Source organism: Wolbachia endosymbiont of Rhagoletis cerasi (assembly GCF_018454475.1).
In the GTDB taxonomy this organism is placed as follows: domain Bacteria; phylum Pseudomonadota; class Alphaproteobacteria; order Rickettsiales; family Anaplasmataceae; genus Wolbachia; species Wolbachia pipientis.
This window is the reverse complement of the sequence record NZ_JADCNC010000001.1, coordinates 79,173-103,408: the sequence shown is the minus strand read 5'-3', so window position 1 is coordinate 103,408 and position 24,236 is coordinate 79,173. Positions and strand designations below refer to the sequence as shown.

General features: G+C 34.6%; 22 protein-coding genes and 3 pseudogenes. 9 read left to right on the top strand and 16 right to left on the bottom strand.

Features of this window, described 5'->3' with window-relative positions; genetic code table 11:
- Positions 1–245: 245 nt before the first annotated feature.
- Positions 246–974, bottom strand: a pseudogene (locus INQ25_RS00485) (IS5 family transposase).
- A gap of 103 nt (positions 975–1,077) precedes the next feature.
- Positions 1,078–2,355, bottom strand: a complete 1,278-nt coding sequence (locus INQ25_RS00480) for an adenylosuccinate synthase (RefSeq protein ID WP_070357042.1) — start codon at positions 2,353–2,355, stop codon at positions 1,078–1,080.
- Positions 2,356–2,535: 180 nt separating this feature from the next.
- Between INQ25_RS00480 and INQ25_RS00475 the strand changes: the two genes are divergently transcribed.
- Complete coding sequence (locus INQ25_RS00475; RefSeq protein WP_213862759.1) at positions 2,536–4,134, top strand: hypothetical protein; 1,599 nt, start codon at positions 2,536–2,538, stop codon at positions 4,132–4,134.
- 51 nt (positions 4,135–4,185) lie between these two features.
- Here INQ25_RS00475 and INQ25_RS00470 read toward each other — a convergent pair whose 3' ends face one another.
- Both INQ25_RS00470 and ccmC read right to left on the bottom strand, forming a co-directional pair.
- Complete coding sequence (locus INQ25_RS00470; protein ID WP_006279634.1) at positions 4,186–4,602, bottom strand: GNAT family N-acetyltransferase; 417 nt, start codon at positions 4,600–4,602, stop codon at positions 4,186–4,188.
- An 8-nt stretch (positions 4,603–4,610) separates the two neighbouring features.
- A complete protein-coding gene (ccmC, locus tag INQ25_RS00465) occupies positions 4,611–5,321 on the bottom strand; it encodes a heme ABC transporter permease CcmC (protein WP_010962525.1) in 711 nt (236 codons plus the stop codon).
- Positions 5,322–5,456: 135 nt separating this feature from the next.
- Between ccmC and INQ25_RS00460 the strand changes: the two genes are divergently transcribed.
- The 4 genes and pseudogenes from INQ25_RS00460 (at position 5,457) to INQ25_RS06900 (ending at position 7,995) form a co-directional block, all read left to right on the top strand.
- Complete coding sequence (locus tag INQ25_RS00460) at positions 5,457–6,287, top strand: pyruvate, water dikinase regulatory protein (RefSeq protein ID WP_213862758.1); 831 nt, start codon at positions 5,457–5,459, stop codon at positions 6,285–6,287.
- A gap of 49 nt (positions 6,288–6,336) precedes the next feature.
- Positions 6,337–6,465 carry a type B 50S ribosomal protein L36 gene (ykgO, locus tag INQ25_RS00455; protein ID WP_006279631.1) on the top strand — a complete coding sequence of 43 codons (129 nt, stop codon included), beginning with the start codon at positions 6,337–6,339 and terminating at the stop codon, positions 6,463–6,465.
- A 49-nt stretch (positions 6,466–6,514) separates the two neighbouring features.
- On the top strand, positions 6,515–6,829 hold the full coding sequence (locus tag INQ25_RS00450) for an FtsB family cell division protein (RefSeq protein ID WP_010962526.1): 315 nt from the start codon (positions 6,515–6,517) through the stop codon (positions 6,827–6,829).
- A 79-nt stretch (positions 6,830–6,908) separates the two neighbouring features.
- A pseudogene (locus INQ25_RS06900) lies at positions 6,909–7,995 on the top strand (IS3 family transposase).
- A gap of 463 nt (positions 7,996–8,458) precedes the next feature.
- On the opposite strand, the gene INQ25_RS00425 reads toward INQ25_RS06900, so the two are convergent.
- The 9 genes from INQ25_RS00425 to INQ25_RS00385 form a co-directional block, all read right to left on the bottom strand.
- A complete protein-coding gene (locus INQ25_RS00425) occupies positions 8,459–9,244 on the bottom strand; it encodes a hypothetical protein (protein WP_182364772.1) in 786 nt (261 codons plus the stop codon).
- 65 nt (positions 9,245–9,309) lie between these two features.
- Positions 9,310–9,699 carry a phage tail tube protein gene (locus tag INQ25_RS00420; protein WP_151807561.1) on the bottom strand — a complete coding sequence of 130 codons (390 nt, stop codon included), beginning with the start codon at positions 9,697–9,699 and terminating at the stop codon, positions 9,310–9,312.
- Entirely contained in the window at positions 9,674–10,084 is a 411-nt protein-coding gene (gene gp17, locus INQ25_RS00415) for a tail completion protein gp17 (RefSeq protein ID WP_213862756.1), read from the bottom strand. The genes INQ25_RS00420 and gp17 overlap by 26 nt, the downstream gene beginning before the upstream one ends.
- Before the next feature lie 179 nt (positions 10,085–10,263).
- Complete coding sequence (locus INQ25_RS00410; RefSeq protein ID WP_151807563.1) at positions 10,264–10,812, bottom strand: head-tail connector protein; 549 nt, start codon at positions 10,810–10,812, stop codon at positions 10,264–10,266.
- A gap of 136 nt (positions 10,813–10,948) precedes the next feature.
- Positions 10,949–11,260, bottom strand: coding sequence for an ECH_0659 family protein (locus INQ25_RS00405; RefSeq protein WP_007548422.1), 312 nt, complete (start codon positions 11,258–11,260; stop codon positions 10,949–10,951).
- 321 nt (positions 11,261–11,581) lie between these two features.
- Positions 11,582–13,744, bottom strand: coding sequence for an ankyrin repeat domain-containing protein (locus tag INQ25_RS00400; RefSeq protein WP_213862755.1), 2,163 nt, complete (start codon positions 13,742–13,744; stop codon positions 11,582–11,584).
- Positions 13,745–14,626: 882 nt separating this feature from the next.
- Complete coding sequence (locus INQ25_RS00395) at positions 14,627–15,205, bottom strand: RlmE family RNA methyltransferase (RefSeq protein WP_015588787.1); 579 nt, start codon at positions 15,203–15,205, stop codon at positions 14,627–14,629.
- A 76-nt stretch (positions 15,206–15,281) separates the two neighbouring features.
- Positions 15,282–15,857 carry a PopZ family protein gene (locus INQ25_RS00390; RefSeq protein ID WP_213862754.1) on the bottom strand — a complete coding sequence of 192 codons (576 nt, stop codon included), beginning with the start codon at positions 15,855–15,857 and terminating at the stop codon, positions 15,282–15,284.
- Between the two features lie 19 nt (positions 15,858–15,876).
- Positions 15,877–17,100 carry a TolC family protein gene (locus INQ25_RS00385; protein ID WP_213862753.1) on the bottom strand — a complete coding sequence of 408 codons (1,224 nt, stop codon included), beginning with the start codon at positions 17,098–17,100 and terminating at the stop codon, positions 15,877–15,879.
- 129 nt (positions 17,101–17,229) lie between these two features.
- Between INQ25_RS00385 and rplM the strand changes: the two genes are divergently transcribed.
- The 3 genes from rplM to INQ25_RS00370 all read left to right on the top strand — a co-directional run bounded on the left by rplM (position 17,230) and on the right by INQ25_RS00370 (position 18,612).
- A complete protein-coding gene (gene rplM, locus INQ25_RS00380; protein ID WP_010082596.1) occupies positions 17,230–17,688 on the top strand; it encodes a 50S ribosomal protein L13 in 459 nt (152 codons plus the stop codon).
- Positions 17,689–17,698: 10 nt separating this feature from the next.
- Positions 17,699–18,154, top strand: coding sequence for a 30S ribosomal protein S9 (gene rpsI, locus INQ25_RS00375; protein WP_006279875.1), 456 nt, complete (start codon positions 17,699–17,701; stop codon positions 18,152–18,154).
- Between the two features lie 146 nt (positions 18,155–18,300).
- Positions 18,301–18,612: an HU family DNA-binding protein gene (locus tag INQ25_RS00370; protein WP_006279876.1), complete on the top strand. Its 312-nt coding sequence runs from the start codon at positions 18,301–18,303 to the stop codon at positions 18,610–18,612.
- Here INQ25_RS00370 and INQ25_RS00365 read toward each other — a convergent pair.
- Complete coding sequence (locus INQ25_RS00365; RefSeq protein WP_006279877.1) at positions 18,605–19,312, bottom strand: pyridoxine 5'-phosphate synthase; 708 nt, start codon at positions 19,310–19,312, stop codon at positions 18,605–18,607. The two genes, INQ25_RS00370 and INQ25_RS00365, sit on opposite strands and share 8 nt — an antisense overlap.
- A gap of 136 nt (positions 19,313–19,448) precedes the next feature.
- Here INQ25_RS00365 and INQ25_RS06895 point away from each other — a divergent pair.
- Positions 19,449–20,526, top strand: a pseudogene (locus INQ25_RS06895) (IS3 family transposase).
- Between the two features lie 429 nt (positions 20,527–20,955).
- On the opposite strand, the gene INQ25_RS00340 reads toward INQ25_RS06895, so the two are convergent.
- Together INQ25_RS00340 and leuS are read right to left on the bottom strand one after the other, a co-directional pair.
- Entirely contained in the window at positions 20,956–21,591 is a 636-nt protein-coding gene (locus INQ25_RS00340; protein WP_155968855.1) for a hypothetical protein, read from the bottom strand.
- Positions 21,592–21,719: 128 nt separating this feature from the next.
- Positions 21,720–24,236, bottom strand: coding sequence for a leucine--tRNA ligase (gene leuS, locus INQ25_RS00335; protein ID WP_010962340.1), 2,517 nt, complete (start codon positions 24,234–24,236; stop codon positions 21,720–21,722).

The following is a 24,236-nucleotide window of genomic DNA, read 5'->3' as shown; positions in this document are numbered from 1 at the left end:
CCTCCTTAACTATATTTATATTATACCAATTAACATATATTAAAAGAAATCAAACTGTATAACCTCGTCCTACACTAACTTTTATGATTACTTAATTGTGTAAAAATAACTGCAAGTGTTAAACTTGAGCTTTTATTTTTCATTATACATTTCTTACTACATGTTTATACTGCTGTCTTGCATAATAGACTATTCGAAGTTACACAAGTATTTTTTTTATTAGATAAGAGTTAGTAAGAGCCTGTTCATAATTTTTTCAGAAGTAAGGTAGTGAAAGCCAGAACGACCATTTGTAGGCTAGTATTGAGTTTTCGCTCACAATTTTTCCACAATCTTCTACATTTTTCTAACCAAGCAAAAGATCACTCCACAACCCATCTTTTGGGCAATACAACAAAGGAACATAATTCATTTCTTTTGATCACTTCAACGGTTGCACCAATAATCGTTTTTATTTGAGTTGCAAAATTCTCTCCAGTATAGCCTGCATCAACCAGTACATTTTTAACTCCCGAGAGGTTTTCTTTTGCATTTTCGACCATTCTCACAGCACTGCTACGGTCAGTTATCTCTGCTGTTGTTGTATAAATTGCATGCTTGCGTATCTACTGCAATACGGCCCTGAAATCTTCTTGCCTGCATCATAGCTTCAGCAGTATCTGCATTTTTTATACTCTGTGCATCAATTATGCAGAAGCTTTTCCGACCATTGTTTTGTCGCAATTATTTTTTTTTAATACCAGCTCCAGAACACTTTCTTTATTTGCATCTGGTTTTTCACTCCACTTCTTAAAATAGTCGTAACAATTGCGCCATTTTGGGAACTCTTTTGATACCATTCTCCACTGGCAACCACTTTTTAACACGTATAACACTCCACAAAATACATCATGTAAATCAAGTGTTCTTGGTTTTGTCTTCTTTCTGCAAGATTCCAGATCTGCTACAATAATCTCAAACTTTTCTCGACTTATGTCACTTGGTTATAAACTTCGCATATCCTACTTTATATACTTTATCCTCTCACTTTATCTCTTTTTTGAGATTACGTACAGGCTCTAAGATACAAAGACGTTTTCAGAAATCTTTAAGCTTAATAACATCCTCTCTCTTTGGACTAGTTGAGATTAGATGAATTGGTACACCTATTAATTTTTCTAACCCTTCTATATATTTTATTAAATTGATAGGCAATGTTTCAATCGACCTTTTACCTTGAGTGTTTTCTTTCCAGCCAGGAAACTCTTCATATATTGGCTCTAATTCCCCTTGTATTGAATGCGATGCGGGTAAATAATCATACATTTTTCCGCTATACTTGTAACCAGTGCATATTTTAATTGTATCAAAAGAATTAAGCACATCTAATTTTGTTAATACAATGCTTGAAACTCCAGAGAGTTGTACGGCCTGGCGCACTAAAACTGCATCGAACCATCCGCAACGCCTTCTTCTATTGCTCACTGTTCCAAGTTCCTTACCTATAGTAAACAAGCTATCTCCTACTTCATTTTTCTGCTCAGTAGGAAATGGGCCATTGCCCACTCTTGTTGTATAAGCTTTTACCACACCAATAATGTAAGCATTGGAGGATAACCCTGAGCCTGTTATTGCTTGCGATGCTACAGTATTACTTGAAGTAACAAAAGGGTAAGTTCCGTGGTCGATATCTAAAAATGCGCCTTGGGCACCTTCAAATATTATTTTCTTACCTTCTTTCATCAAGTCATTTAATATCTTCCACACAGGTTTTTTATATGAAAGAATTTTTTCTGAAATCTCTTGAATTTCCTTTAATATTTCTTCTTTTTTAACCACCTGGTAGTTAAGGCCTTTCCTGATAGCATTGTGGTAATTCAAAAGAGTATCCACTCTTTTATTGAGCTCATCTGCGTTTTCTAAGTCACAAAGGCGTATAGCTCTCCTTCCAACTTTATCTTCATAACATGGCCCTATCCCTTTGTTTGTTGTACCAATTTTGTGATTTCCATTTAAATCTTCAAATAGCTTTTCCTTGTCCTTATGTATGCTAAGTATTAATGGACAGCTCTCGGATACCATCAAGTTGTTATAGTTTACGTCTACTCCTTTAACTTTCAATGACTCTATTTCTGAGATTAGAGCGTGTGGATCAAGAGCAACGCCATTTCCTATGATAGATATTTTGCCTGGCCTCAAAACAGCAGAGGGCAGTAAATTTAATTTATAAACCTCATCATCTACTACTATAGTGTGCCCTGCATTATTTCCTCCCTGAAATCTCACAACTACATCTGCATTCTCAGAAAGATAATCTACTATTTTACCCTTGCCTTCGTCACCCCATTGCAGACCAACAATTACAATGTTATTCATCATTATTTTCTAGATTAATACATAAATATTAATGCAGTACGCTACAAATGGAAAGAGAAATCTACGCCTTTCCTACACCCCTTAAATAAAGAAATATACTGTCGATTTTCTTAATATATTACCAAATTATTCATCATTATATGATATAACTTACAGCATATTTACAGTAAGGTGTTATTTATGAAAGAGACAAAAGGAAAAAATAATAAGAGTCCAGTAGTTAGATTAAAGGCCACAGCTAAAGAGTTCAATTTTAGTAAATTAAGAGCAGATCAAGATAATAAATTAGCGAATTCCGGTGAAACAATGTTCTTAGATTTTCAAAGGATGAATTTTATTATTAACGGAAAAGAAATAGATAAAAATCTTATTATTGCATTTAAGGAAGGAGCTAAGCACCGCAAAAGCGAACTTTTTAATAGTGATGATATATATAATGACGAAATATTTAACAAAAAAGGAACAAGAGAAATAGATACGGATCATGGCAAAGCTTTTGTTGCTTCAGTACTCGAAGATATTGAGAAAGAGCTTGTAAGTAATGCATTGGGTGAGCTATGGAAAAATCACTGTGAAAATTCCAAAACTGCCAATCATCAAAAAACCGATTCATATAAGAAAGAATTTGAAGAATTTTACAATGCTGGCCAAAGGTATATCCATCTATTACCAACAGAGAAAGATGAAAACAAGGATTACCGTTCCTTTGCAAAAGAAGTTTTCAAAAAAATGTTCAGATACGCTGGGGCAGAAGTTCCAAGTGATGCTATTTTAGAAGAGCTAGTTACCAATTGTAATCAAGCAGGGTATGAGGCTGCTCCATTTATACAAACCCAACTTGCACTTGGACAGTCGTTCATAGTAGAAAATCCTAAAAAAGTAATAAACATTGATTGTGCTAACCAAAATAATGTGAGAATTAGATCTGATATGAGGCTACCAATACTCTCTGTTAAAAATCAAGTTATGCATGGCGATAAGATATGTAATCTGTCTAGTTCATTGGAATTTACAATTGAATCTCACAATGGTGAAGACTTTGTAACATACAGAGATGGTAAATTGTCACTTACTATTCCTAAAGAGTTAAAAAATTATAAAGATAATGGCAAGAGCTTGTTTGACATTATTAAAGAATATTTTCAGAAATTCTGTGCAAAATTAGGATTTAAACCTGAGACAAAAATACAAATAGAGCATGGCTTCGGTGCTCAAAGTAACTATTTAGATGGTACAATATCAACCACAGGATCAGATGCAAATGAAGAATTTATCAATCTTTTAAGCGAAAATCTCAGAGAGAGGTTCTTGGGGTTAGGACTTGCTCTAGAAGATGTTAATGATCTTGTTGAAGTCAGAGTATCTACAGTTATGGATCTATTGAGTGATTATGCTAAATTGGAAGATAATAAAGAAAATAGAGAGTTATTAATAAGTGAAGTAGCAGATAATTTAGGGCTTTCCACTCAAGATAAAACAGCATTAGAAGTATTGATGGAATTAAACTCTTTACCTTCTTTGATAAGAGGCCATATTAATCATAATCAAGTGCAGTCTGTTGTAAATACTTTTATTAAGTTAATTATTGAAGGGAAAAGCGAAGTATACAAAGAAAAAAATGCAATTAATGCAATTGATGCAATTCATAAGGAGATAGATAAGGCAATTGTTGAGCAAGAAAAAAAAGCAACCAACAAACAAGATATAGAAAATGATAAATGGACAGATAGAATCAAAAAACAGAATTATTCTGCGGAATCACATGAACATTTACCTTAAAGATACTGGTAGGCTCCTTAAATATTTTAGAGTTCATGGTTGCAACGGTTGCTATTTTACAGTGCATCTCACAACACTTTCTTCAAAAATATACATGTTAACATACCCTGGACGTACAAGATCACACTTATACCCAAGCTTTTCATAAAATACTTTCGCTTTTTGAAAATTCATGGTTGCAACGGTTGCTATTTTACAGTGCATCTCACGACCATAATCATGAACTTCTTCCATTAGCTGCTTTCCCATACCTTTTCTTCTATAATCAGAGTGCACCCAAAGCAAGTCAGTGTAAATTGAACCATAGATAACAAAACCGCTACAACCTGCAATAATTTGTTCAGTATCATCGCGAATAAAAAAAGCAAATGGGTTACACGTACCTTTATCAACGGTTTCTTCATTAATCTTTTTGAGTAGGAATTCAATGTCTTTGCTACTTGGTGATGTGGTGTGTTCTATTTTCATCTCTCGGCCTAATACCGCATACTGATTTCTCTCTTTATCTTATATAAATTAATTAAGTAAAGTGAATACAGTATCCACACTACTAAAAAAAATGTGGCACAAAACATAAACATTGCAACCAGTGGCAACAGCAGGGAACTTTCTATTGCTATTCCACCTTTTCTCAAAATGCTTGCTGGCTGATGGAGAGTGGACCATAAATTCACGGAAAATTTTACTATAGGAATATTTATAGCACTAAAGATGGCAAATACTGCTGCTGATTTTTCTGCCCTCGCTTCATTATCAAAAGCGCTCCACAATGAAAGGTAGCCAACATATAGGAAAAATAAAATCAGCATTGAAGTAAGCCTTGCATCCCATACCCACCAAGTGCCCCAGGTTCCTTTTCCCCAGATGCTGCCTGTGATTAAGCATATTGCCGAAAAGACTGTCCCTGCAGGAGCAGCAGCATGTGCCAAGACACTAGCAATGCTATTGTTCCATACCAATGAAATGAAACCAAGTGATGCAATTAATCCATATATTCCAAGAGCAAGCCATGCAGAAGGCACATGAATGTACATGATTCGTACAATTTCTCCTTGTTTATAATCTTCTGGAGAGAAGAATAACGCCAAAGACATTCCAATTAAAAAACATGCGAAACAAATAACCCCAAGCCAAGGTAGAGCTTTCTTAGAAAAATAAGAGAAATTTGTAGGCTTTAATAAAAACATTCGTTTTGAGAATAATTGTGTTAAGAATTTACCAATTAGTTTGAGTTTTATCAACAGGATAGTTTTTCTATATTTACGTAGGTCAACAAATTAGCATAATTTCAGTAGCAGATTGCTAGCTATTATTTTTAGTATATGACCCTTAAAAAGCTTAATCTACACTTAGTATCAGATTCAAGTGGTGAAACTGTTATATCAGTTGCAAAATCAGCTCTGAAACACTTTCGTTCTATAGAAACGATCGAATATGTTTGGTCTTTTGTGAAAAAAGAGGAGCAGATTGACAAAATTCTGGAGGAAATTAATAGGAAAAGTGATGAGCATAATTTTGTTATATGCACTATTACTGATGATGGGCTAAGAAAATATTTAAAAGATAACTGTATAAAGTTGAAAATTCCCTATAGAGCAATATTATCACATATTATTAGAGAAATTTCGTCCTATCTTGAAATTGAAAAAGACGAAAAGCTTGACTTGCATACTGAGATAAATAACGAATATTTTCAGCGCATTGAGGCAATAAACTACACTATTAATCATGATGATGGACAAAATATTCAAGATATTGATAAAGCAGATATAATTTTGGTTGGAGTTTCACGTACATCAAAATCTCCCACCAGTACGTATTTAGCTTACCGAGGCTATAAAGTTGCAAATATTCCTTTTGTTAGTGGAGTACCCTTTTATGTTGACTTGGCAAAATTAAAAAATAAACTAACGATAGGGGTAACAATAGACGTAAGTAGGCTAATAGAAATACGCAAAAATAGACTTACTTCAATTAACAACGAAGATAATAATATATATGCTAACCCTGAGAAAGTAGAAAAGGAAATTAAAGAAGCAGAGGAGCTCTTTAAACAGAATAACTGGCCAATTATCGATGTCACGCAAAAGTCGATCGAAGAAGTATCAGCAACAATTATACAATATTTTAATAAAATGTTATCAATTGACTAACTCTTGATAAGTGATTATAATGTAAAGTAATTTAATTCTTACTATAGATATGAAAGTCAAAGGGTCGCTAAAATCTCATCGTAACAGAGATAAAAATTGTAAAGTTGTGAAAAGGGGTGGTAAGATTTACATTATAAATAAGGTAAAGCCAAGGTGTAAAGCGCGTCAAGGTTCTTAGCTTTTTGTTCACCTTTTCATGTTATATATTTTTTATATGTGAAAGTACGGTGCTTATATCTAAAAAGAAGCAAAAGTTACTGTGTTTAAGCGCAGCCTTACTCATTTCTTCCCTTACATTATATTTCAGCATTAGCACAATTACAGGTAAACGTGGCTTATTGACGTTAATCGATTTAAAAAAAGAAATCGAGTACAATAAACTTTTGCTAAAGGATGTCTCTTCTGAAAAGGAAAAGTTGGACAACAAAGTATTTGGCTTATATGAAAAAAGCTTAGATTTAGATCTGCTTGATGAGCAAGCAAAAAATGCTTTAGGTTATGTGAACCCTAATGAACTTATGGTTGTTCTTGACGTGGAATAGCAGTAGTGACCTTACCCAGAAAAAGTGGAGAGAAAGAAAAGAGTTTTTTTGGGTAAAATAAAATTTTGGAGGATTAGAAATGGTAAGAGAATATACAGCAGAATTCAAATTGGAAGCTGTTAAACTGGCAAATGAACAAAGAAAGGCAGGTCAAACAATTACAAAAATAGCAAAGGATTTAGGAATAAAGGGTGGTTTATTAGGAAAATGGATAAAGAAACACAACGAAAAAAAGTCAGCGGCAAATGCATTTCCAGGTAGAGGTAACATGGCTCCTTACGACAAAGAGAGGTTTGATTTACAAAGCAAGAGTAACAAGGGAAAGAGACATTTAAAAAAAAGCCCTGGCCAGTCAAAAAGAGTAAAATATTTTTTTATATAGTAACTGCTATAAAGTACAGGAATTATGTAGGATTTTCTGCTAGTGGCTACTATAAGTGGACCACAAGAAAAATAAGCAGTAGAGAATCAGCAAATAAAGAGCTACTCGAAGCTATTCAAAAAATATATCAAGTTTCTAAATGTAGATATGGAGCTCCTAAAATTCATGCTGAATTGAAGGCTTTGGGTAAAAGTTGCAATTTGAAAACGGTGCAAAGTATTATGCAGAAAAATGACATCAGGGCTATACTGAAAAGAAAGTTTAAAATTAAAAAACAACAAACAGATAATAGAGCTGTAGCTCCCAATATACTAGATCAAAACTTTATTGTTGATCAACCAAATAAAGTATGGGATTACTTACATCAAAACCAAGGAGGGATGGCTATATTTGGCAGCAATAATTCTCACGTATGGTAGTTAATGAGTAGTGCAATAAATAAACAATTGGTTATGAACTCTTTATTAATGGCCATTAATAGGCGTAAACCTGTTAAAAATCTACTGCTGCACAGTGACCAAGGTTCACAATATACTGCGCAAGGGTATCAATATCTCTTAGCTGTAAAGAATATAGATGAGTAATAAAGGCTGTTGTTACGACAATTCTGTTGCAGAAAGCTTCTTTAGCTCATTGAAAAGAGAAATACTTATTGATACTTCACAACACTCTGCTCAACAAACTAGAACTGCAATATTTGAATACATAGAAATTTTTTATAACAAACAACGTCACTATTAACTATTGCATTCCAGAACAATTTGATGCATCATTCTTTTTGTAAAAAACATTCCACACTTTCTCTCCACTTTTTCTGGGTAAGGTCAATTTTCATTGCACCCTATGTTGTCCATTCCATTAGCTTTACTACGCTCGTTACCTCACGCAGCATAATGGTCTGTTCTAGGCTGTTGGCTAGACTTTGCCTAAGTTGGATTTTCACCAACTGTATTCTAAACGCTTACTTGGCGCACCCATAACAAAAATGCCTGAAAAACGTTAATAATTATATACTATTATTAATAATTATTCAACCATATTTTAAGCTTACAATTTTGAGCTTAACTGACGCTTATGGATAGGGGCAACTCTATCACCCTGTGTTATGTTTATTTTCTAACGGACGCTGATTTTTGTATCGTAATTTCTTGCTATAAATTGGTTATATAAGAGCTGGCTTCTAAAATTTTATAACCCTAATTTGAATTAACAGACAGTAGAATCGAAAGATTATTACAAGGAGAAATCTACACAGATCGACCCTTTTGTGAATCTGCGTTTCTGCTTTCTTCAACTTGTTTTGCAAAAGATGTTTCCGGTTTCTGAAGTGGCTTAGCAATTTCACGCACAACGGCAATAACTGCTGTTAAAAACGTTTTTAACAATGCACCTAAAGCTCCACCAACTGCTTCCCTGCCATATATATGAGCTTGCTTTTCGTTACCGTCAGCAGTTTCCCCTGCCCTCCTTCTTGGATCCATCCTATGAGCAATCACCGAAAACAACACTCCCCTGATTGAAGACTTCACTTTTTCCTTTGCTTCGTGGACATCCCCATCTTTTGCTGTTTCATGTCCATGACTTAAGTGTTTAGCGTTCATTAGCTCCTTTTGTTGCTGGGCAAACATGCTACTTAATACTTCTTCTATCACTTGCTTTCTTCTCTTCTCTCTAACTCTTTTCATAGATTCTGATTTATCGCGAGTATGCTTTGTGGTTTCAAATTCTGCATCAATATCTTCAGACGCAGCCTGACTATATAAAGTCTCTATGAGCCTGTCTATGCTTCGCTTTATTTGCATAGTCCTTTCGTAACTATCCGAATTATCAATTCCTTCATCGATCTGATTTAGAATATCCTCAAAAACTTTCAAATAGTCTTGAATATACTGTATTATGTATTGCTTATCTTCCTCTTTGTGTTGTTCTTCTTGATTTTGCTGATTTTCATTTTCTAAACTTTTCTCTCTTTTATCATCGTTATTTTCTTCAATATCATCACCGTCTTCCTCGAAAAGGTCTTTGTCGTTCATGATTTTTTTTAATTTAGTTAAAATTCTCACCAGTTACTATTGTATATGAAAAAATTAAATTAACATTAATGAAAAGCGTTTACAACTTCAGCACTAGTTAAAACTACAGTAAAACTGTCAAAAGTAACAGGATCATAATACCTCTCATACAATTCAACTGAACACCTAAGCCTTATCTTTTCCTTAGCATTAAAACTAATTTCATAATCATTATTAGAGTTTAGCATAGCAGAATTACGTAATAATTCATCAGCTAATACAGAGTCTAAAATTCCATTAATTTTTATTGTAATGTGTCTGCTTCCAGCAGAGTCCAATACTTTTCTCCAGCCAAAAGAAGAAATATCTCTCACCTCTTCTCTGTTATTACGCAAAGTAAACCTTAGGTTCCTTATATTATTTAACACAATAAAATTATTGTCATGATCTTTAATTTTTAGCTGTAATTTGCTCATTATCACCTCCTTTTATTAAAATATCAAAATTAATTGTTGAATGTAAAATTTCATCGTGCTGATCCATAGCACAATTACTTTCTAAAATGGCCTCATTATTAAAACCTTCAATGCTCTTAAGTATCAAGTTAATATGCCTTATAATGGCAAACATACTGTCTATATGATAAGTATATATGTCGCATGAAAATCTTGCCTTTGTAGCAAAATTGGACAGCATATGCAGGTTGCTATAATTCACTGCGCGCAATCTCAAGTAAGGAATGGTGACCTGTTTAGGTAAGTAGTCATAAATGTTAGTAACATATTTCCTTAAATCAGAATTTGCTTTTAGTGCTGCATAAACGCTATTGTACAACTCATTTATAGCTTGAATTTTTTTCATGATTAACCCTCAAAAGATATATAGAAACTCGTCATCCCGCTGCTTGTTAGTGGGATCTATGTTAAGAGATACCGCGGCGGGATGACGATAAGGTTTATACCTCGTCATCCCGCTGCTTGTTAGCGGGATCTATCCGTAACGGTATGACGTAGTAGCCCAGTTTGGATGACAAGAAAGAGCTACAACACAACCTTTGGTTCGCGAAACGGAGAATATACCTTCTTCACTTCAGATAAATGGCTACTTACCTCCGATTCACGATTTTTGTAAAGAGCAGAAACATGCCGCATAATACCTAGTTTTATCTGCTCAGGAACATTGTCATAACCAGCTTCGTATACAACATCAACTCTTATTGCATTCAAACAATTGAAAAACTCAACGTAGCCCCCTACATCACTAAAATAATACTTAAGTGTTCTCTTCTCTTGATTTTTAGACATCATTGCAGTAGCCAATACTATCTTACTCACAGGGCCATAGCTTAAATAGATCCTACGAGGTACATAATCTTCATATGAAACTTGCCATGTTTGTTTCACCAGTGACTTTTCCATATGCCATTCAGCGTAATCAGTTGCCATAAAAATTAGATCTGAAATCAACTTATCATCCTGGTCGTTCTCAATGCGTAAAAAAGATTTAACCTCTTCTAAAGTAACCGGAAAAGATTTAAGCTTAGATTTACGTTGCACAGATATTCTTGGTGAAGTAGATCTTATTGACATAATAACCCTCCTTTTTGATATAGCTAGAATAAGTAAGGTTTACCTCGTGACAGCGTGGGGCAAATCTTACTTACTTTAGCTATACAGCTTGCATTCAACATTAAGTTAGATTGGCGCAGCAACAACTCTGAGTGCTTTATCGTATGAATATATTAAGAAGAGAACGTATTAAAGCTGTTTCTCCTTTTTTATTGATAAAATTTGAACTTATAGCATATTCAACTAGGCTAGATTTTAGTAGATTAACATTTTGAGAATGAATATTGTTGAAGATGGAGTTTAACTCTTTAGCAAGCAGACTGCGAAATTTCTGCACACTGTCATATGCGATGTTCTCAAGTTCATGTGCAAATTTATCTTGAGCTATAGTTGTTATATCTTCAATTTCCTTATTAAACTCCTCTAGCTTTTTTTCGTTATTTTTAAAATTTTTCGTAAAAGTTTTCATATCAATTAAACTCAACTACTATTATGATTATAATGACAATGAAAAACTACCAAAGTAAAAAATTCACACTACTGTGTAACTTGCAAATACTTTTTACTATAGCTAAAGTGGCTTAGGTTTACCTACAATTTGAAAAACAACAAATTCGTCATCCCGCTGCTTGTTAGCGGGATCTATGCTAAGAGATACCGTGACGGTATGACGGTTCGCGGCGGTATGACGTAGGACTGCTGGGAAACCTTTATTGGGTTAGTTATAGATTCCAGTGCAGCTACTTGCATCTGCAAATTGCAATGTTCGTACAACTGTGGGTGCTAAGTTTTACAAACACCGTTGTGCTGAACCTTGAATATCCACTTCTTTCAATTCAGTGGTAGGAGCGATGGGTTTTGATATTGCGTATGTAACGCAACTAGCTAGCAATGCAGCAGATGTTACAAAAACTACAATTATTGGTAGAACAGACAAGTCGAAAGCAATACTGAGAGTAGCACCTACTGTTAACATAGTTACAAGATTCACAGAAGCAACTTTTAAGAAACTCATTTGTCTTTTTCCTGCTTTTTCTAGCGACACTTCATTTGTTTTAGTTTTAGTTTTGCCCAGTTCACCCTCAAGTGGTGTGTTTTCATTCTCCAGACTTTTTATTTTTTGTGTTAGTGATTCATTCTCTTTATTGAATTGTTTCAACTTAGTCTCATGTCCAACTATGCAACTTTTTGATTCTGCTAGTTCCTTTTGCGCTTTTTCTAACAACACTTTTGTTTTAGAATGCTTATTTTCGTTTTCTTCTAATTCGCTATTAAGTGTTGTATTTTTACTTTCTAGATCTTGTATTTTTTGTTTTAGCAATTCATTCTTTTTCTGCTCATCCTTTAGCTGAGTACGTAATTCTTTTAACTTAGCTTTACGTTTTTCAACCTTTTCTGCTTTTTCTGGAGTTTCCGTTGCGTTGTGTGTTTTGGAATGAGAAAAGGTACTAGGTACAACCTCAGATGGCTGATCACACATACTGTTTAGTCTATCTATTAGGTCTTCATCCTTTATCAATGAGCGATCTGCTCCATATTTTATCAAAAGTTTTGCTAATTCTTTATTGTCATTTGTAACAGCAAAGTATAAAGGGATATGTCCATCTTTATCTTGTGCATTAATATTTGCTTTACGTTTTATCAAAAGTTTTACTGATTCTTTAGCGCTTTTTGCAGCAGCATAGTGTAAAGGGGTCACGCCATCTTTATCTTGTGCATCAACACCTGCTCCATTATCTATTAGATATTCTGCAATCTCTACATAACCATATGTAGCAACATAATGTAAAGGGGTCAGTCCATCTTTATCTTGTGCATCAACATTTGCTCCATCATCTATTAGATACTTTGCAGTCTTTACATCACCATTTGCAGCAGCATGGTGTAAAGGAGTCATTCCATTTTCATCTCGTGTATTGTGTTTTTCTAACTCTTTACCGATGTCTTCTGTGGAAGTATTTATTCCACTGTCGCTACTATTACTTTCATCAATAGTCGAATCTAAAAAGGTCTGTTCACCATTATATGTAGCACCGTATTGTTCCGAATGTTGATTATGACCGGGTTGTTCTATGCGCTTCCGATTATTGGCAAATCGTTGTTCTGCCTCTTGCAACTTTTGCTCCACAGCATCTCTTTCTCTTATAGCCAGTTCTCTTTCTAATGTATCATCTACTTTGTTTATATTGTTTTCATTAATGATTGAGTTTGAAGAAGTCTGTTCATCCTCATCTTGTACATAGATTTTTCTGTTGTTTGGTGTAGTTCCGTTGTTCTCTTCCTGATCTCTTGCATTACATGCTTGCACTGCAGCAGTTGCGTTATTTCCGTTCACAGCTAAATTTCCTGGAGTTTTATTATTAGGCTGCGGTAAAGTGCCTTGTCTATTTTGTCTTCTCGTAGCTCCTGCCTCAGCATAACGTTGTTCTCCTTCCTCTAACATTTCTATTATAGCCTTTTTACCTTTTACATCACCGACAATATCCCTTGGAGTTCGGCCTTGACTATCTTTTAGTGAAGGATTTGCGTTATTGTTCAATAAAAGCTGAGCTATCTCTTGATGACCATGTAAAGCAGCAATGTGCAAAGCAGTTAATTGAGACTTAGCTCCATCAAGTTCATATATTGGTTCATTAACTTTTACTCCCTTTGCTAGTAGGAGTTTTACTATTGGTACACTGTTACATTCCACAGCAAGATGTAACAACATACAATTTACAGTTTTGTATGAATCTGATACACGGAACATCTTATTTATCTCATTTATCTTCAATTTGTTAAATGTACTGAATGTCTTACTTGTATTACCTATCTTCAATTTGTTATAAGTGTCATATACTCCTGAGTTTACACCTTTTAGCTTATTCCCTATTCTTTCAAGTAAATTATTCTCATTTAAACCTTCACTCTTGCTTACCTCATTTATTATTTCAAAAAACTTTTTCTTTTCCATTGCTGTAACCTTTCCTCTCAATTTATTTATTATTGCTAAACAGTCTCACAAAAAAGTTAAGTTTGTCGAAATTCCATGTTTGATCTAAAAATTAGTCATAAACATTTTCTTGTCTGTCATCCCAGTAGCTAACACTGGTTCACTCTATAATGGTGTCACAGCAGTCCTACATCATGCCACCGCGAACCGTCATACCGCGATTCATTCGCGGTATCTCATCCGCTAACAAGTAGCAGAATGACAGCAGTCCTACGTCATACCGCCGCGGCGCTAACAAGAGATCCCGCTAACAAGCAGCGGGATGACAAGCTTATCTTCATGCCGCCACGAACCGTCATACCGCCGCGGTATCTCCAGATCCCGCTGGGATGACGGTTGTCGTTTAGCTATAAATATTTAAGAAATTTACTAAACAGAAAAAAAGGCAAAAGAAGCCCCGTGGTTATTATCCGCTTTAAAATATTGGCGTTTTTTATGTTTTAAACGCTTGACAAGCGAAATTCAGCTGCTTTTAATTGCAACTAATTTACGCTGCAAATATTTAAGAAATTTACCAAGCAGAAAAAAAGACAAAGAATCCCCGAGTTAGCTAGTCTTTTACTATCTCTGTCGAGTATTGGCATTTTTTGATGTCTTGTAACGCTTTATAAGCGCGTTCAGCTTATTTAGATAAAAATCTAGATGTAGATGAAGTTTTGTAAAGACATACAGTATCTATATACTGCAAAAAATTGAACATAAGACGCCGATACATTAAGTAATCCTTACCTTTTAATCTGCAGATTGGCGAAAGCAAATACAATAGCTTCAGTTTCATGATAAGGGGGCTGGCGGAGTTTGTCAAGGAAGTTTTTTCGTTTCTGTGGGCTACCTGGATTAATATTATATAGAAAGTCTGCTGCCAATAAAGCCTAAACTTACCAAATACATTTCTGTAGATTCAGATCTACTTGACTTTGGTTTAAAGTATTTTACTGTTTTAAACATTTTTTTTAGCTCGTTACAAAAATCTTTATCAGATTCTCCTTGGAAAATTTTTACTACAAACGTGCCACCATGGCTCAAGAAATGCTTTGCAAAATTGAGCGCTGCCTCACATAAAAGCATAATTCTGATATGATCCAACGATTTTAAACCACAAGATTCGGGCGCCATGTCAGATAAAATTACATCAAATTTTTGATCCTTGAATTTTTCTCTTAAAATTTCAAACTCATTGATAATATCACATTGTATAAACTCTACTCCATTAATTGCGTTCATTGGTTTTATGTCAAGAGCAACCACATTTGCACCTTTCTGAGATGCAACTTGTGACCATCCACCAGGAGAAGCACCAAGATCAATAATTTTTTGCCCTTCTTGGAATAATTTAAATTTGTTATCCATTTCTACCAGCTTATATGCTGAGCGTGACCTATAACCATCCTTGCTAGTTTTTTGCACATACTGATCATTCAAATGACGATGTAGCCACCTTGTTGAAGATAGTTTTCTGCCTCTAGCCGTCTTTACTCTAGTTTTTATTGCTAATACCCTACTTATTATTGATTATATCTTTAAGCTCTTTTTCAACTACTTCTTTTACCAGTGCATGTAGATATTTATTCAGCCATTCTGAGAGCTGAGGTTTTAAAAGAGATGTAACTAATTCTTCAACAGTAAGGTTCGCTTTTTTTTGTTGTTTATGCTGTAATTCGTTTTGCATTTTTCCAAGCAACGCTTTGATCTCTTCCATATTCTCTTTTAAAATTAGATGATCGTTATTTTGCGCTTGTAAGTCGCTATTACTCGCTTTGTTATTACTCATTTGGATATTATCGTACAAATAAATATCTTTTTTTTCTTCTGAATTGTAGCTATGGCCATTAAATTGGTTATTGTTGCAAGCCATTTCCTCACTTTGGTCATCATTATCAATGTCCTCTTTTTCATTATTTTCTTTTTTGCCATCTTCTTCTATTTCTTCTGGATACTCTTCCTCAAGGTATAGCACATCATCATTTTCATCCTTTATTTCTGCTTTATCGTTACTCGCGTTTTTACCCGAGATAGCTTTTTTTATATCTTCTAGGATATCTTTTACAGATTGATTGCCTTGTTCATCATGCATAGTGCTAATACCATTAAATTTAGAGGTCTATACTATTTATCATAAAAAGCAAGTTGTAAACACTAATCACATAATTGCTTTTTGCTTCAACTAAGTCTGAACGTGCTTTAAATAATGCATCTTCAGTGTCCAAAAGGTCAGATGTACTCTTTAAATTTAAGTTTACTTCTTGCTCAACTCCTTCCAATGCTAGAGCTGCTGCTTTTTCCGCTTCTTGACTTGCTTTGATAATGGCCTTTGCTGTCAACACATTATTCCAAGCATTTACAACTGCTTGTTCTATATTTTTTACCGTTTCATAATAATCGTAGGTAGATTTTTTTGCATCCATTTTAGCTTTACTGACACCAAAAGCATTAACTCCTCTCTTAAAGATTGGAACATCAAGAGTAAAAACTACATGAACATTTTCTAATAGTTTGTCTACCTTCATACCATCCTCCCCAAAATTTTTGCTTGCACTTAGATTTAAAGAAGGAAGCCACTTGGAGCTTTCAGCAATCACTTCCATTCCGGCTGCTCTTTTTTGATAAACTGCTGCTTTTAGAGATAAATTATTGGTTTTTACTAACTGTAAACATTCATTTAGCTCTGGAACAGAAGGTAGTTTATCATTAGCTTCAGAAAGGTCATCAGCATCTTCGCCAATCAAATGATAATAAGCAATATTTACCAACTTTAATTTACCTTCAGCATCAACTCTTTCGGATATAGAAGACGAAAATTTTGCTTTTGCTAACAAAACTTCAGCATTGGTTACCTCTCCAAGGGAAAAGCGTTTTTTCATAGCTGACAAATGTTCCAAAGAAACGCGTTCTTTATGTTCTCTGAGCTTTAATATTTCTGTCTTTTGTAAAACATTAACATATGCTTTCACAGCATTAAGTGCAAGCTCTTGTTTTAATTGCTGAAATCGCATCTTTTCTGCTTTGAGAAGATGGCTTGATCGACTGAATGTGGCAAAGGTACCACCGCCATCGATTAATTTCTGGCGCAATGTAAGTTTTTTTTCAGATGTATCAAGATTAAAGTTACTATCGAAATTGTATTGCAAATTAATGTCAGGTAAAAATCCAGCTAACCCAGAAGATTTATAGTGTTTTTCTGCGCTTTTATATTGGTAAAATTGAGACTTTATTTTTGAGCTATTTTTGATGGCTTTGCTTATCACTTCTCCCACATCGGTTGCATAGCAACTTATAGTATTAAAAATGATCGCAAGTGTGATAATCAATCGAAACATTCTAATTCCTATGCATATTGGTTGCGCAGCTCAATTACTAACATAAATTACTTTAATAATCAATAACTAATATTGTTGACACTATTGAGAAATTAAGTATATCATAGTTTACTATTGTTGGATCAAATAATGAAGACTTTTTTCTTAAAGGAGAAACAAATCAATAAAAAGTGGTTTGTCATAGATGCAGAAGGATTAGTGGTAGGGAGGCTTGCAGCATTTGTAGCGACACTATTACGTGGAAAGCATAAACCTGAGTATACACCTCATATGGATTGTGGCGATAATGTAATTATTATCAACGCAGAAAAGGTGCATTTCACCGGGAAGAAGCTTAAAGATAAAATTTACTATAAGCATACAGGTTATTCTGGTGGTTTGAAGAAAACTACTCCAGATAATATTTTAAATGGCAAATTTCCTGAGCGTGTAATAGAAATGGCAGTGAAAAGGATGCTTGATGATGGCCCTATGGCACGTAGACGCTTTGAAAATTTGTATGTTTATTCTGGTTCAGAGCATAAGCATCAAGGACAGCAACCTGAAAAGATAGATTTTGCCTCTTTGAATCGTAAAAATAAAAAGTAATGGAGTAAAAATGAAGAGTTCTACAATAAATAACAATGATTGGTCAGAAAAGACAATTAAATCAGCAGTTGATTCGCTTGGTCGTTTATATGCTACAGGCCGAAGAAAAGAATCTGTAGCAAGAGTATGGATAAAGCCGGGGAGTGGAAAATTTAGTGTTAACAAAAAAGGCGATCTAATTTCTTATTTTAAAAGAGAGTCAGTGTGCCAAATAGTAAAAATGCCATTTGTTGCAACTTCCACATTGGATAAATACGATGTATTTGCAACTGTAAAAGGTGGAGGGCTATCTGGTCAAGCAGGTGCTCTAGCTCATGGAATAAGCAGAGCTTTAAGTAGTGTAAGCCAAGATTTGCATTCTATACTACGTAATGGTGAGTTCTTAACTAGAGATTCACGTGTTGTTGAACGTAAGAAATATGGTCAACATAAAGCTCGGAAAAAGTGTCAATTTTCTAAGAGATAGTTATTTTATAGGGGTGTTTTTTTGTAAGTATTATACAAATATTTGCAAAAATGTATGATATCCTCTATTTTTGTGATGAATTTAGTTGACTATCGGTGTCAACATAATATGCTATTTATGTGATTTTTTCAATATTAAGGTAATTTATGAGTAAAGAAGATATAATAAAACAATTAAAGGAAGATTGTTCTAGTCAGAATATAGATATAACAAAATCTGATTTGAGCAAGATTCATGATGCGTTTATTAAAATAATAAAGAATGAGCTGCATGGGAAAGGTGAAATACGTTTGCATGGAATAGGAACATTTTCTACTGCTATCAGTCAGGAAAAACAATGTCGTAACCCCCAAAGTGGTGAGATCATGACTGTTCCTAAAAAGACAAGGGTAAAATTTAAAGCAAGCCAAACTCTTTTAAGTATTTTAAATGAGAAGGAAAAAGCAGCAGTTAGTTAGACATTGTCATTTTCATTGTTTTTACTACGCTGTGTAAGCCGTAAAATACAGCTTCGCTAATTAAATAGTGGCCTATGTTAAGAGCTGAGATGTGAGGTATTCTTGTCATCTTCTTAGCGTGTTTATAAGTTATGCCATGTCCTGCGTGGCATTCTATTCCTAATTTATTGACGTACTCTGCAGCATTAGTAATTAACTGTAACTTTTTTTCTGATGGATTATCACAGTAATCCCCTGTGTGAATTTCTATTATGTCAGGTTTTGTCCCTAGCTTTTCAAGATATTTTAGTTGATCAATATTTGGATCGATAAACAGTGAGACTTTTATGCTAGAGCTATGCATTTCCTCTATTATACTAGAAAGTTTACTGTGCATATTCACGATATCCAGGCCACCTTCGGTTGTTAATTCTTCTCTTTTTTCTGGTACTATACTAATCGAATAGGGTTTTACCTTTTTTGCTATTTCAAGCATTTCTTCCGTGGCTGCAATTTCAAGATTTAACTCAGTGCTAATGCTTTTTTTTAGGTTAAATACGTCTTCATCTCTAATATGCCTTCTATCTTCTCGTAAGTGTACAGTAATAAAGTCTGCTCCAGCGTCAATGGCTATTTCTGCTGCTTTCAATGGATCTGGATAAGAAGTTCCGCGTGCGTTGCGGAGGGTTGCAACGTGATCGATATTAACACCTAGTTTCACAATCTACCTCAGAAATTATTTATAGATTATACATGTTATTAGGTTTTTTGCATAGTCATTGTTTGACCTTACCCAGAAAAAGTGGAGAGAAAGAAAAGAGTTTTTTTGGGTAAAATAAAATTTTGGAGGATTAGAAATGGTAAGAGAATATACAGCAGAATTCAAATTGGAAGCTGTTAAACTGGCAAATGAACAAAGAAAGGCAGGTCAAACAATTACAAAAATAGCAAAGGATTTAGGAATAAAGGGTGGTTTATTAGGAAAATGGATGAAGAAATATAACGAAAAAAAGTCAGCGGCAAATGCATTTCCAGATGTAGCACCTTATGACAAAGAGAGGTTTGATTTACAAAGCAAGAGTAACAAGGGAAAGAGACATTTAAAAAAAAGCCCTGGCCAGTCAAAAAGAGTAAAATATTTTTTTATATAGTAACTGCTATAAAGTACAGGAATTATGTAGGATTTTCTGCTAGTGGCTACTATAAGTGGACCACAAGAAAAATAAGCAGTAGAGAATCAGCAAATAAAGAGCTACTCGCAGCTATTCAAAAAATATATCAAGTTTCTAAATGTAGATATGGAGCTCCTAAAATTCATGCTGAATTGAAGGCTTTGGGTAAAAGTTGCAATTTGAAAACGGTGCAAAGTATTATGCAGAAAAATGACATCAGGGCTATACTGAAAAGAAAGTTTAAAATTAAAAAACAACAAACAGATAATAGAGCTGTAGCTCCCAATATACTAGATCAAAACTTTATTGTTGATCAACCAAATAAAGTATGGGATTACTTACATCAAAACCAAGGAGGGATGGCTATATTTGGCAGCAATAATTCTCACGTATGGTAGTTAATGAGTAGTGCAATAAATAAACAATTGGTTATGAACTCTTTATTAATGGCCATTAATAGGCGTAAACCTGTTAAAAATCTACTGCTGCACAGTGACCAAGGTTCACAATATACTGCGCAAGGGTATCAATATCTCTTAGCTGTAAAGAATATAGATGAGTAATAAAGGCTGTTGTTACGACAATTCTGTTGCAGAAAGCTTCTTTAGCTCATTGAAAAGAGAAATACTTATTGATACTTCACAACACTCTGCTCAACAAACTAGAACTGCAATATTTGAATACATAGAAATTTTTTATAACAAACAACGTCACTATTAACTATTGCATTCCAGAACAATTTGATGCATCATTCTTTTTGTAAAAAACATTCCACACTTTCTCTCCACTTTTTCTGGGTAAGGTCATTTTTGCCTTGACCAAGAAAAAATTCAGCTATTGCCTTACTTTCTCTTGCAACAACTTCTTCCTTAACAATTTTTCCTTTCTCATCAACGATACTTATAAAAGTTTCTTTTAGTGAGATCGCTATAATATTCCATGAGACTGCTCCTACTAATAAAAGTTTAAATTATTTTTGAAGAACTTATTCTACTGAATTCGTTACTTCGTGCTAAAATAATGGACTCCATCATTCAACAGCAATTACAGTATGTTTACCCTTTTTCTTGTTATTTTTCTAATCTATAGCTAGCGTTCAAAACCATATTCGAAAATACGTTTTCGGATTTTTTTTAATGCTGTTTATTTCATCCTCAACATCGTCTCTACCTTTATGAACTAAGTAGCAGCATTAAAAATTATAACGTACCCCTATCTCTAGAGTTGCATCTGGTATTTGTTTTGCTTTTATACCACTTAGTTGCCCACCCATGGTCATACCAACTGCACCAATTATCTGCGGAGTAATTTCATAATCAACACCTAACTTTAGTTTATAGGAAATAGAACTCAGTATTTTATCTACTACAGATGAACCAGCAGCTTCACCACCTGATTCTGGAGCACCTTGTGTTTCTTCTTCCTTTTCTTTTTCTTCTTGTGAACTATCGCCATCACCATCAACTGTATCACTAACACCAAAGCCAAAAGGTGTTATTTGGAGATATCCTCCTAAACCTCCGCTGACATATAGTTTAACGGGATCAATATCAAGGTCAGGATAGAAGCGGTAGTTTGCCAATAAGCTAGCTCCTATGCTCTTTAATGACTTAATATTACTGAGAACCTCAAGTTCAAATTTAGAGTTTTGGTCATAATGGTAACCAAGAACAACACCAGGTTTCATTTTAAAGCCACCACCCCAACCAGCACCAAAGTTTAAACCTGCATAGTACTTATCTTCTGACTTACTTGCACTATTACTAGCTGCACCTGCTAGAGATGAAGTAAGCAACACAGCCAAAACGCACAATCTCTTTATTTTCATATAACTCCTCATACAAAAAAATATATAATGCATAAGTATATATCCTTTATATTAAAAAAGATATAACTACATGTCAAAAAAAGTATAGCCATAAAATCAGATTATATAAAACGTACTACTCAGGTCTTTTATATAACTATATTTACTATCTTATTTGGTACAGCATATACAGTGCGAACTTTGCTTTGATCGATCTTACTGGACACAGAGTCTATCGCTATTTTCTTCAATTCTTCTTGAGGTAAGTTAATTGCCACCTTGATTGTTGTACGTAATTTTCCATTGATTTGCACTGCTATAGTTACCGTATCGTCAACTAATAATGATTCATCAGCTTTTGGCCAAGGTTGACCTCCTATTTCTTGCCATAGGCTTTCAGCTAGATGTGGTATGAATGGTTCGATTACTCTGATTAATATACATATACCTTCATCAATAAGAGATTTTCCAGTTTTTACGTCTATTTCAGCTATTAAATTCGTCATCTCACGAAATTTTGCCACTACACAGTTTAATCTGCAGTTTTCCAAGTCATCTGTAAGTCCGTGTAAGAGTTTATGAATTTTTTTTCTGTACTCTAGAAGTCCACCCGTAACATTTTCATTATCATAGTGTATATTTACAGGTCTTAGCTGCATGACCATACGCCACAATTTATTTACATAACGAGAACAACCTTCCACACCATCATCGGACCATTCCATATCTTTCTCCGGAGGAGTGTCGGACAACACAAACAAGCGAGCAGTATCAGCACCATACTTTTCTATGATAAAGTTTGGGTCAACTGTATTCTTTTTCGATTTGCTCATTTTTTCAACTTTGCCCACTTGAACTTTTGCACCTCGCGCTATTAATTCTTTTGCTTCTGCGGGAAATAGCCACTTACCATTTTCGTCTTTATAAGTTGCATGGCAGACCATTCCTTGAGTGATTAAAGTAGAGAAAGGCTCTTTAATATCAAAATAGCCACATTTGGTTAAAGCACGGCAGAAAAATCTTGAATAAAGCAAATGCAGAATTGCATGTTCTATCCCACCTATATAATAATCAACAGGCATAAAACGATTACATGCATCTTTGTCTATTGATTTATCTTCACTACAGAATGCAGCAAAATACCAGGAAGATTCAAAAAAGGTGTCGAATGTATCAGTTTCACGCTCTGCTTGCTTTCCGCACTTTGGACAATCAACAAATTTCCAAGTTGGGTGCTTATCCAGCGGATTGCCACCACTTGTAAATTCTACATCTATTGGTAGAACTACAGGAAGGTCTTTTTCTGGCACTGGAACAGTTCCGCAATCTTTGCAATATATGATAGGTATAGGGCATCCCCAATAACGCTGCCTTGAAACTCCCCAATCGTGCAAACGATAGTTTATTGTTTTTTTGCCTATTTTTTTTTCTTCAAATTTTTTAACTATGGCTTCCTTTGCTTCACTAACCATTAATCCGTTTAAGAATTCGGAGTTAAACATTGTCCCGTCTCCAGTATACGCCTCCTTTGTCATCTGAGTAGCTTGACACTGGGATCCATTGTAAGAATTCTGGTCACGCGCTGGAATGACACCTAAGTGGGCTGAAGAAATAACGGGAATTATCGGCAAATTATATTTCTGTGCAAATTCAAAGTCACGCTGATCATGTGCAGGGCAACCAAAAATCGCGCCTTCCCCATATTCCATCAACACAAAATTCGCTATGTAAAGCGGCAATTCCTTATCAAGAAATGGATGTTTGACGTTTAATCCGGTGTAAACTCCTATTTTTTCATCGTTCTCTCTTTTCGATTTTATTTCCTGGATCCCAGTGTCAAGCACTGGGATGACAACAGAAGAACCATTCTTTAAATCCTGCACAATAGGATGCTCTGCTGCCACTGCACAAAAAGAAGCCCCAAACAAAGTATGAGGATAAGTTGTAAAAACTTTTAATTTCTTATTCAGGCCAACTACTTCAAACTCTATAGTTGCTCCTTCAGATTTTCCTATCCAACGCTCCTGCATTGTTTTGACTTTTTCTGGCCAATTTTTCAAACTTTGCAGGCACTTGAGTAAATCTTCAGCGAAATCAGTAATCTTTAAAAACCATTGGGACAACTTACGTTTTTCAACAACTGCACCTGATCGCCATCCTTTTCCATCAACCACCTGTTCATTTGCAAGCACTGTTTGGTCCACTGGATCCCAGTTAACCCATGATTCTTTTCGATAGGCAAGCCCATGCTTTAAAAAATCCAGGAAAAATTTTTGTTCGTGTTTGTAATAATCAGGCTCACATGTGGAGAGCTCACGCTCCCAATTATAAGAAAGACCTATAGATTTCAACTGTGTACGCATATTATCTATATTCTCTTTTGTCCATGTTTCGGGGCTAATATTGTTATCCCTTGCTGCATTCTCAGCTGGTAATCCAAACGCATCCCAGCCAATTGGATGCAAAACCTCAAATCCATTAGCTCTCTTGTAACGCGCTATCACATCCCCTATTGCATAGTTACGTAAGTGTCCCATATGAATTTTACCAGATGGATATGGAAACATTTCCAACACGTAACACTTTTCTTGTTTACCACTCTTGCTTACAGAAAAATCCCATTTATCTTGATAAAATTTTTCAACACTTTTAAAATCATATTTCAT

Coding starts and splice junctions, on each gene's coding strand:
- INQ25_RS00480 (WP_070357042.1), bottom strand. CDS start 2,355: ATGAATAACATTGTAATTGTTGGTCTGCAATGGGGTGACGAAGGCAAG.
- INQ25_RS00475 (WP_213862759.1), top strand. CDS start 2,536: ATGAAAGAGACAAAAGGAAAAAATAATAAGAGTCCAGTAGTTAGATTA.
- INQ25_RS00470 (WP_006279634.1), bottom strand. CDS start 4,602: ATGAAAATAGAACACACCACATCACCAAGTAGCAAAGACATTGAATTC.
- ccmC (WP_010962525.1), bottom strand. CDS start 5,321: ATGTTTTTATTAAAGCCTACAAATTTCTCTTATTTTTCTAAGAAAGCT.
- INQ25_RS00460 (WP_213862758.1), top strand. CDS start 5,457: ATGACCCTTAAAAAGCTTAATCTACACTTAGTATCAGATTCAAGTGGT.
- ykgO (WP_006279631.1), top strand. CDS start 6,337: ATGAAAGTCAAAGGGTCGCTAAAATCTCATCGTAACAGAGATAAAAAT.
- INQ25_RS00425 (WP_182364772.1), bottom strand. CDS start 9,244: ATGAACGACAAAGACCTTTTCGAGGAAGACGGTGATGATATTGAAGAA.
- INQ25_RS00420 (WP_151807561.1), bottom strand. CDS start 9,699: ATGAGCAAATTACAGCTAAAAATTAAAGATCATGACAATAATTTTATT.
- gp17 (WP_213862756.1), bottom strand. CDS start 10,084: ATGAAAAAAATTCAAGCTATAAATGAGTTGTACAATAGCGTTTATGCA.
- INQ25_RS00410 (WP_151807563.1), bottom strand. CDS start 10,812: ATGTCAATAAGATCTACTTCACCAAGAATATCTGTGCAACGTAAATCT.
- INQ25_RS00405 (WP_007548422.1), bottom strand. CDS start 11,260: ATGAAAACTTTTACGAAAAATTTTAAAAATAACGAAAAAAAGCTAGAG.
- INQ25_RS00400 (WP_213862755.1), bottom strand. CDS start 13,744: ATGGAAAAGAAAAAGTTTTTTGAAATAATAAATGAGGTAAGCAAGAGT.
- INQ25_RS00390 (WP_213862754.1), bottom strand. CDS start 15,857: ATGCATGATGAACAAGGCAATCAATCTGTAAAAGATATCCTAGAAGAT.
- INQ25_RS00385 (WP_213862753.1), bottom strand. CDS start 17,100: ATGTTTCGATTGATTATCACACTTGCGATCATTTTTAATACTATAAGT.
- rplM (WP_010082596.1), top strand. CDS start 17,230: ATGAAGACTTTTTTCTTAAAGGAGAAACAAATCAATAAAAAGTGGTTT.
- rpsI (WP_006279875.1), top strand. CDS start 17,699: ATGAAGAGTTCTACAATAAATAACAATGATTGGTCAGAAAAGACAATT.
- INQ25_RS00370 (WP_006279876.1), top strand. CDS start 18,301: ATGAGTAAAGAAGATATAATAAAACAATTAAAGGAAGATTGTTCTAGT.
- INQ25_RS00340 (WP_155968855.1), bottom strand. CDS start 21,591: ATGAAAATAAAGAGATTGTGCGTTTTGGCTGTGTTGCTTACTTCATCT.
- leuS (WP_010962340.1), bottom strand. CDS start 24,236: ATGAAATATGATTTTAAAAGTGTTGAAAAATTTTATCAAGATAAATGG.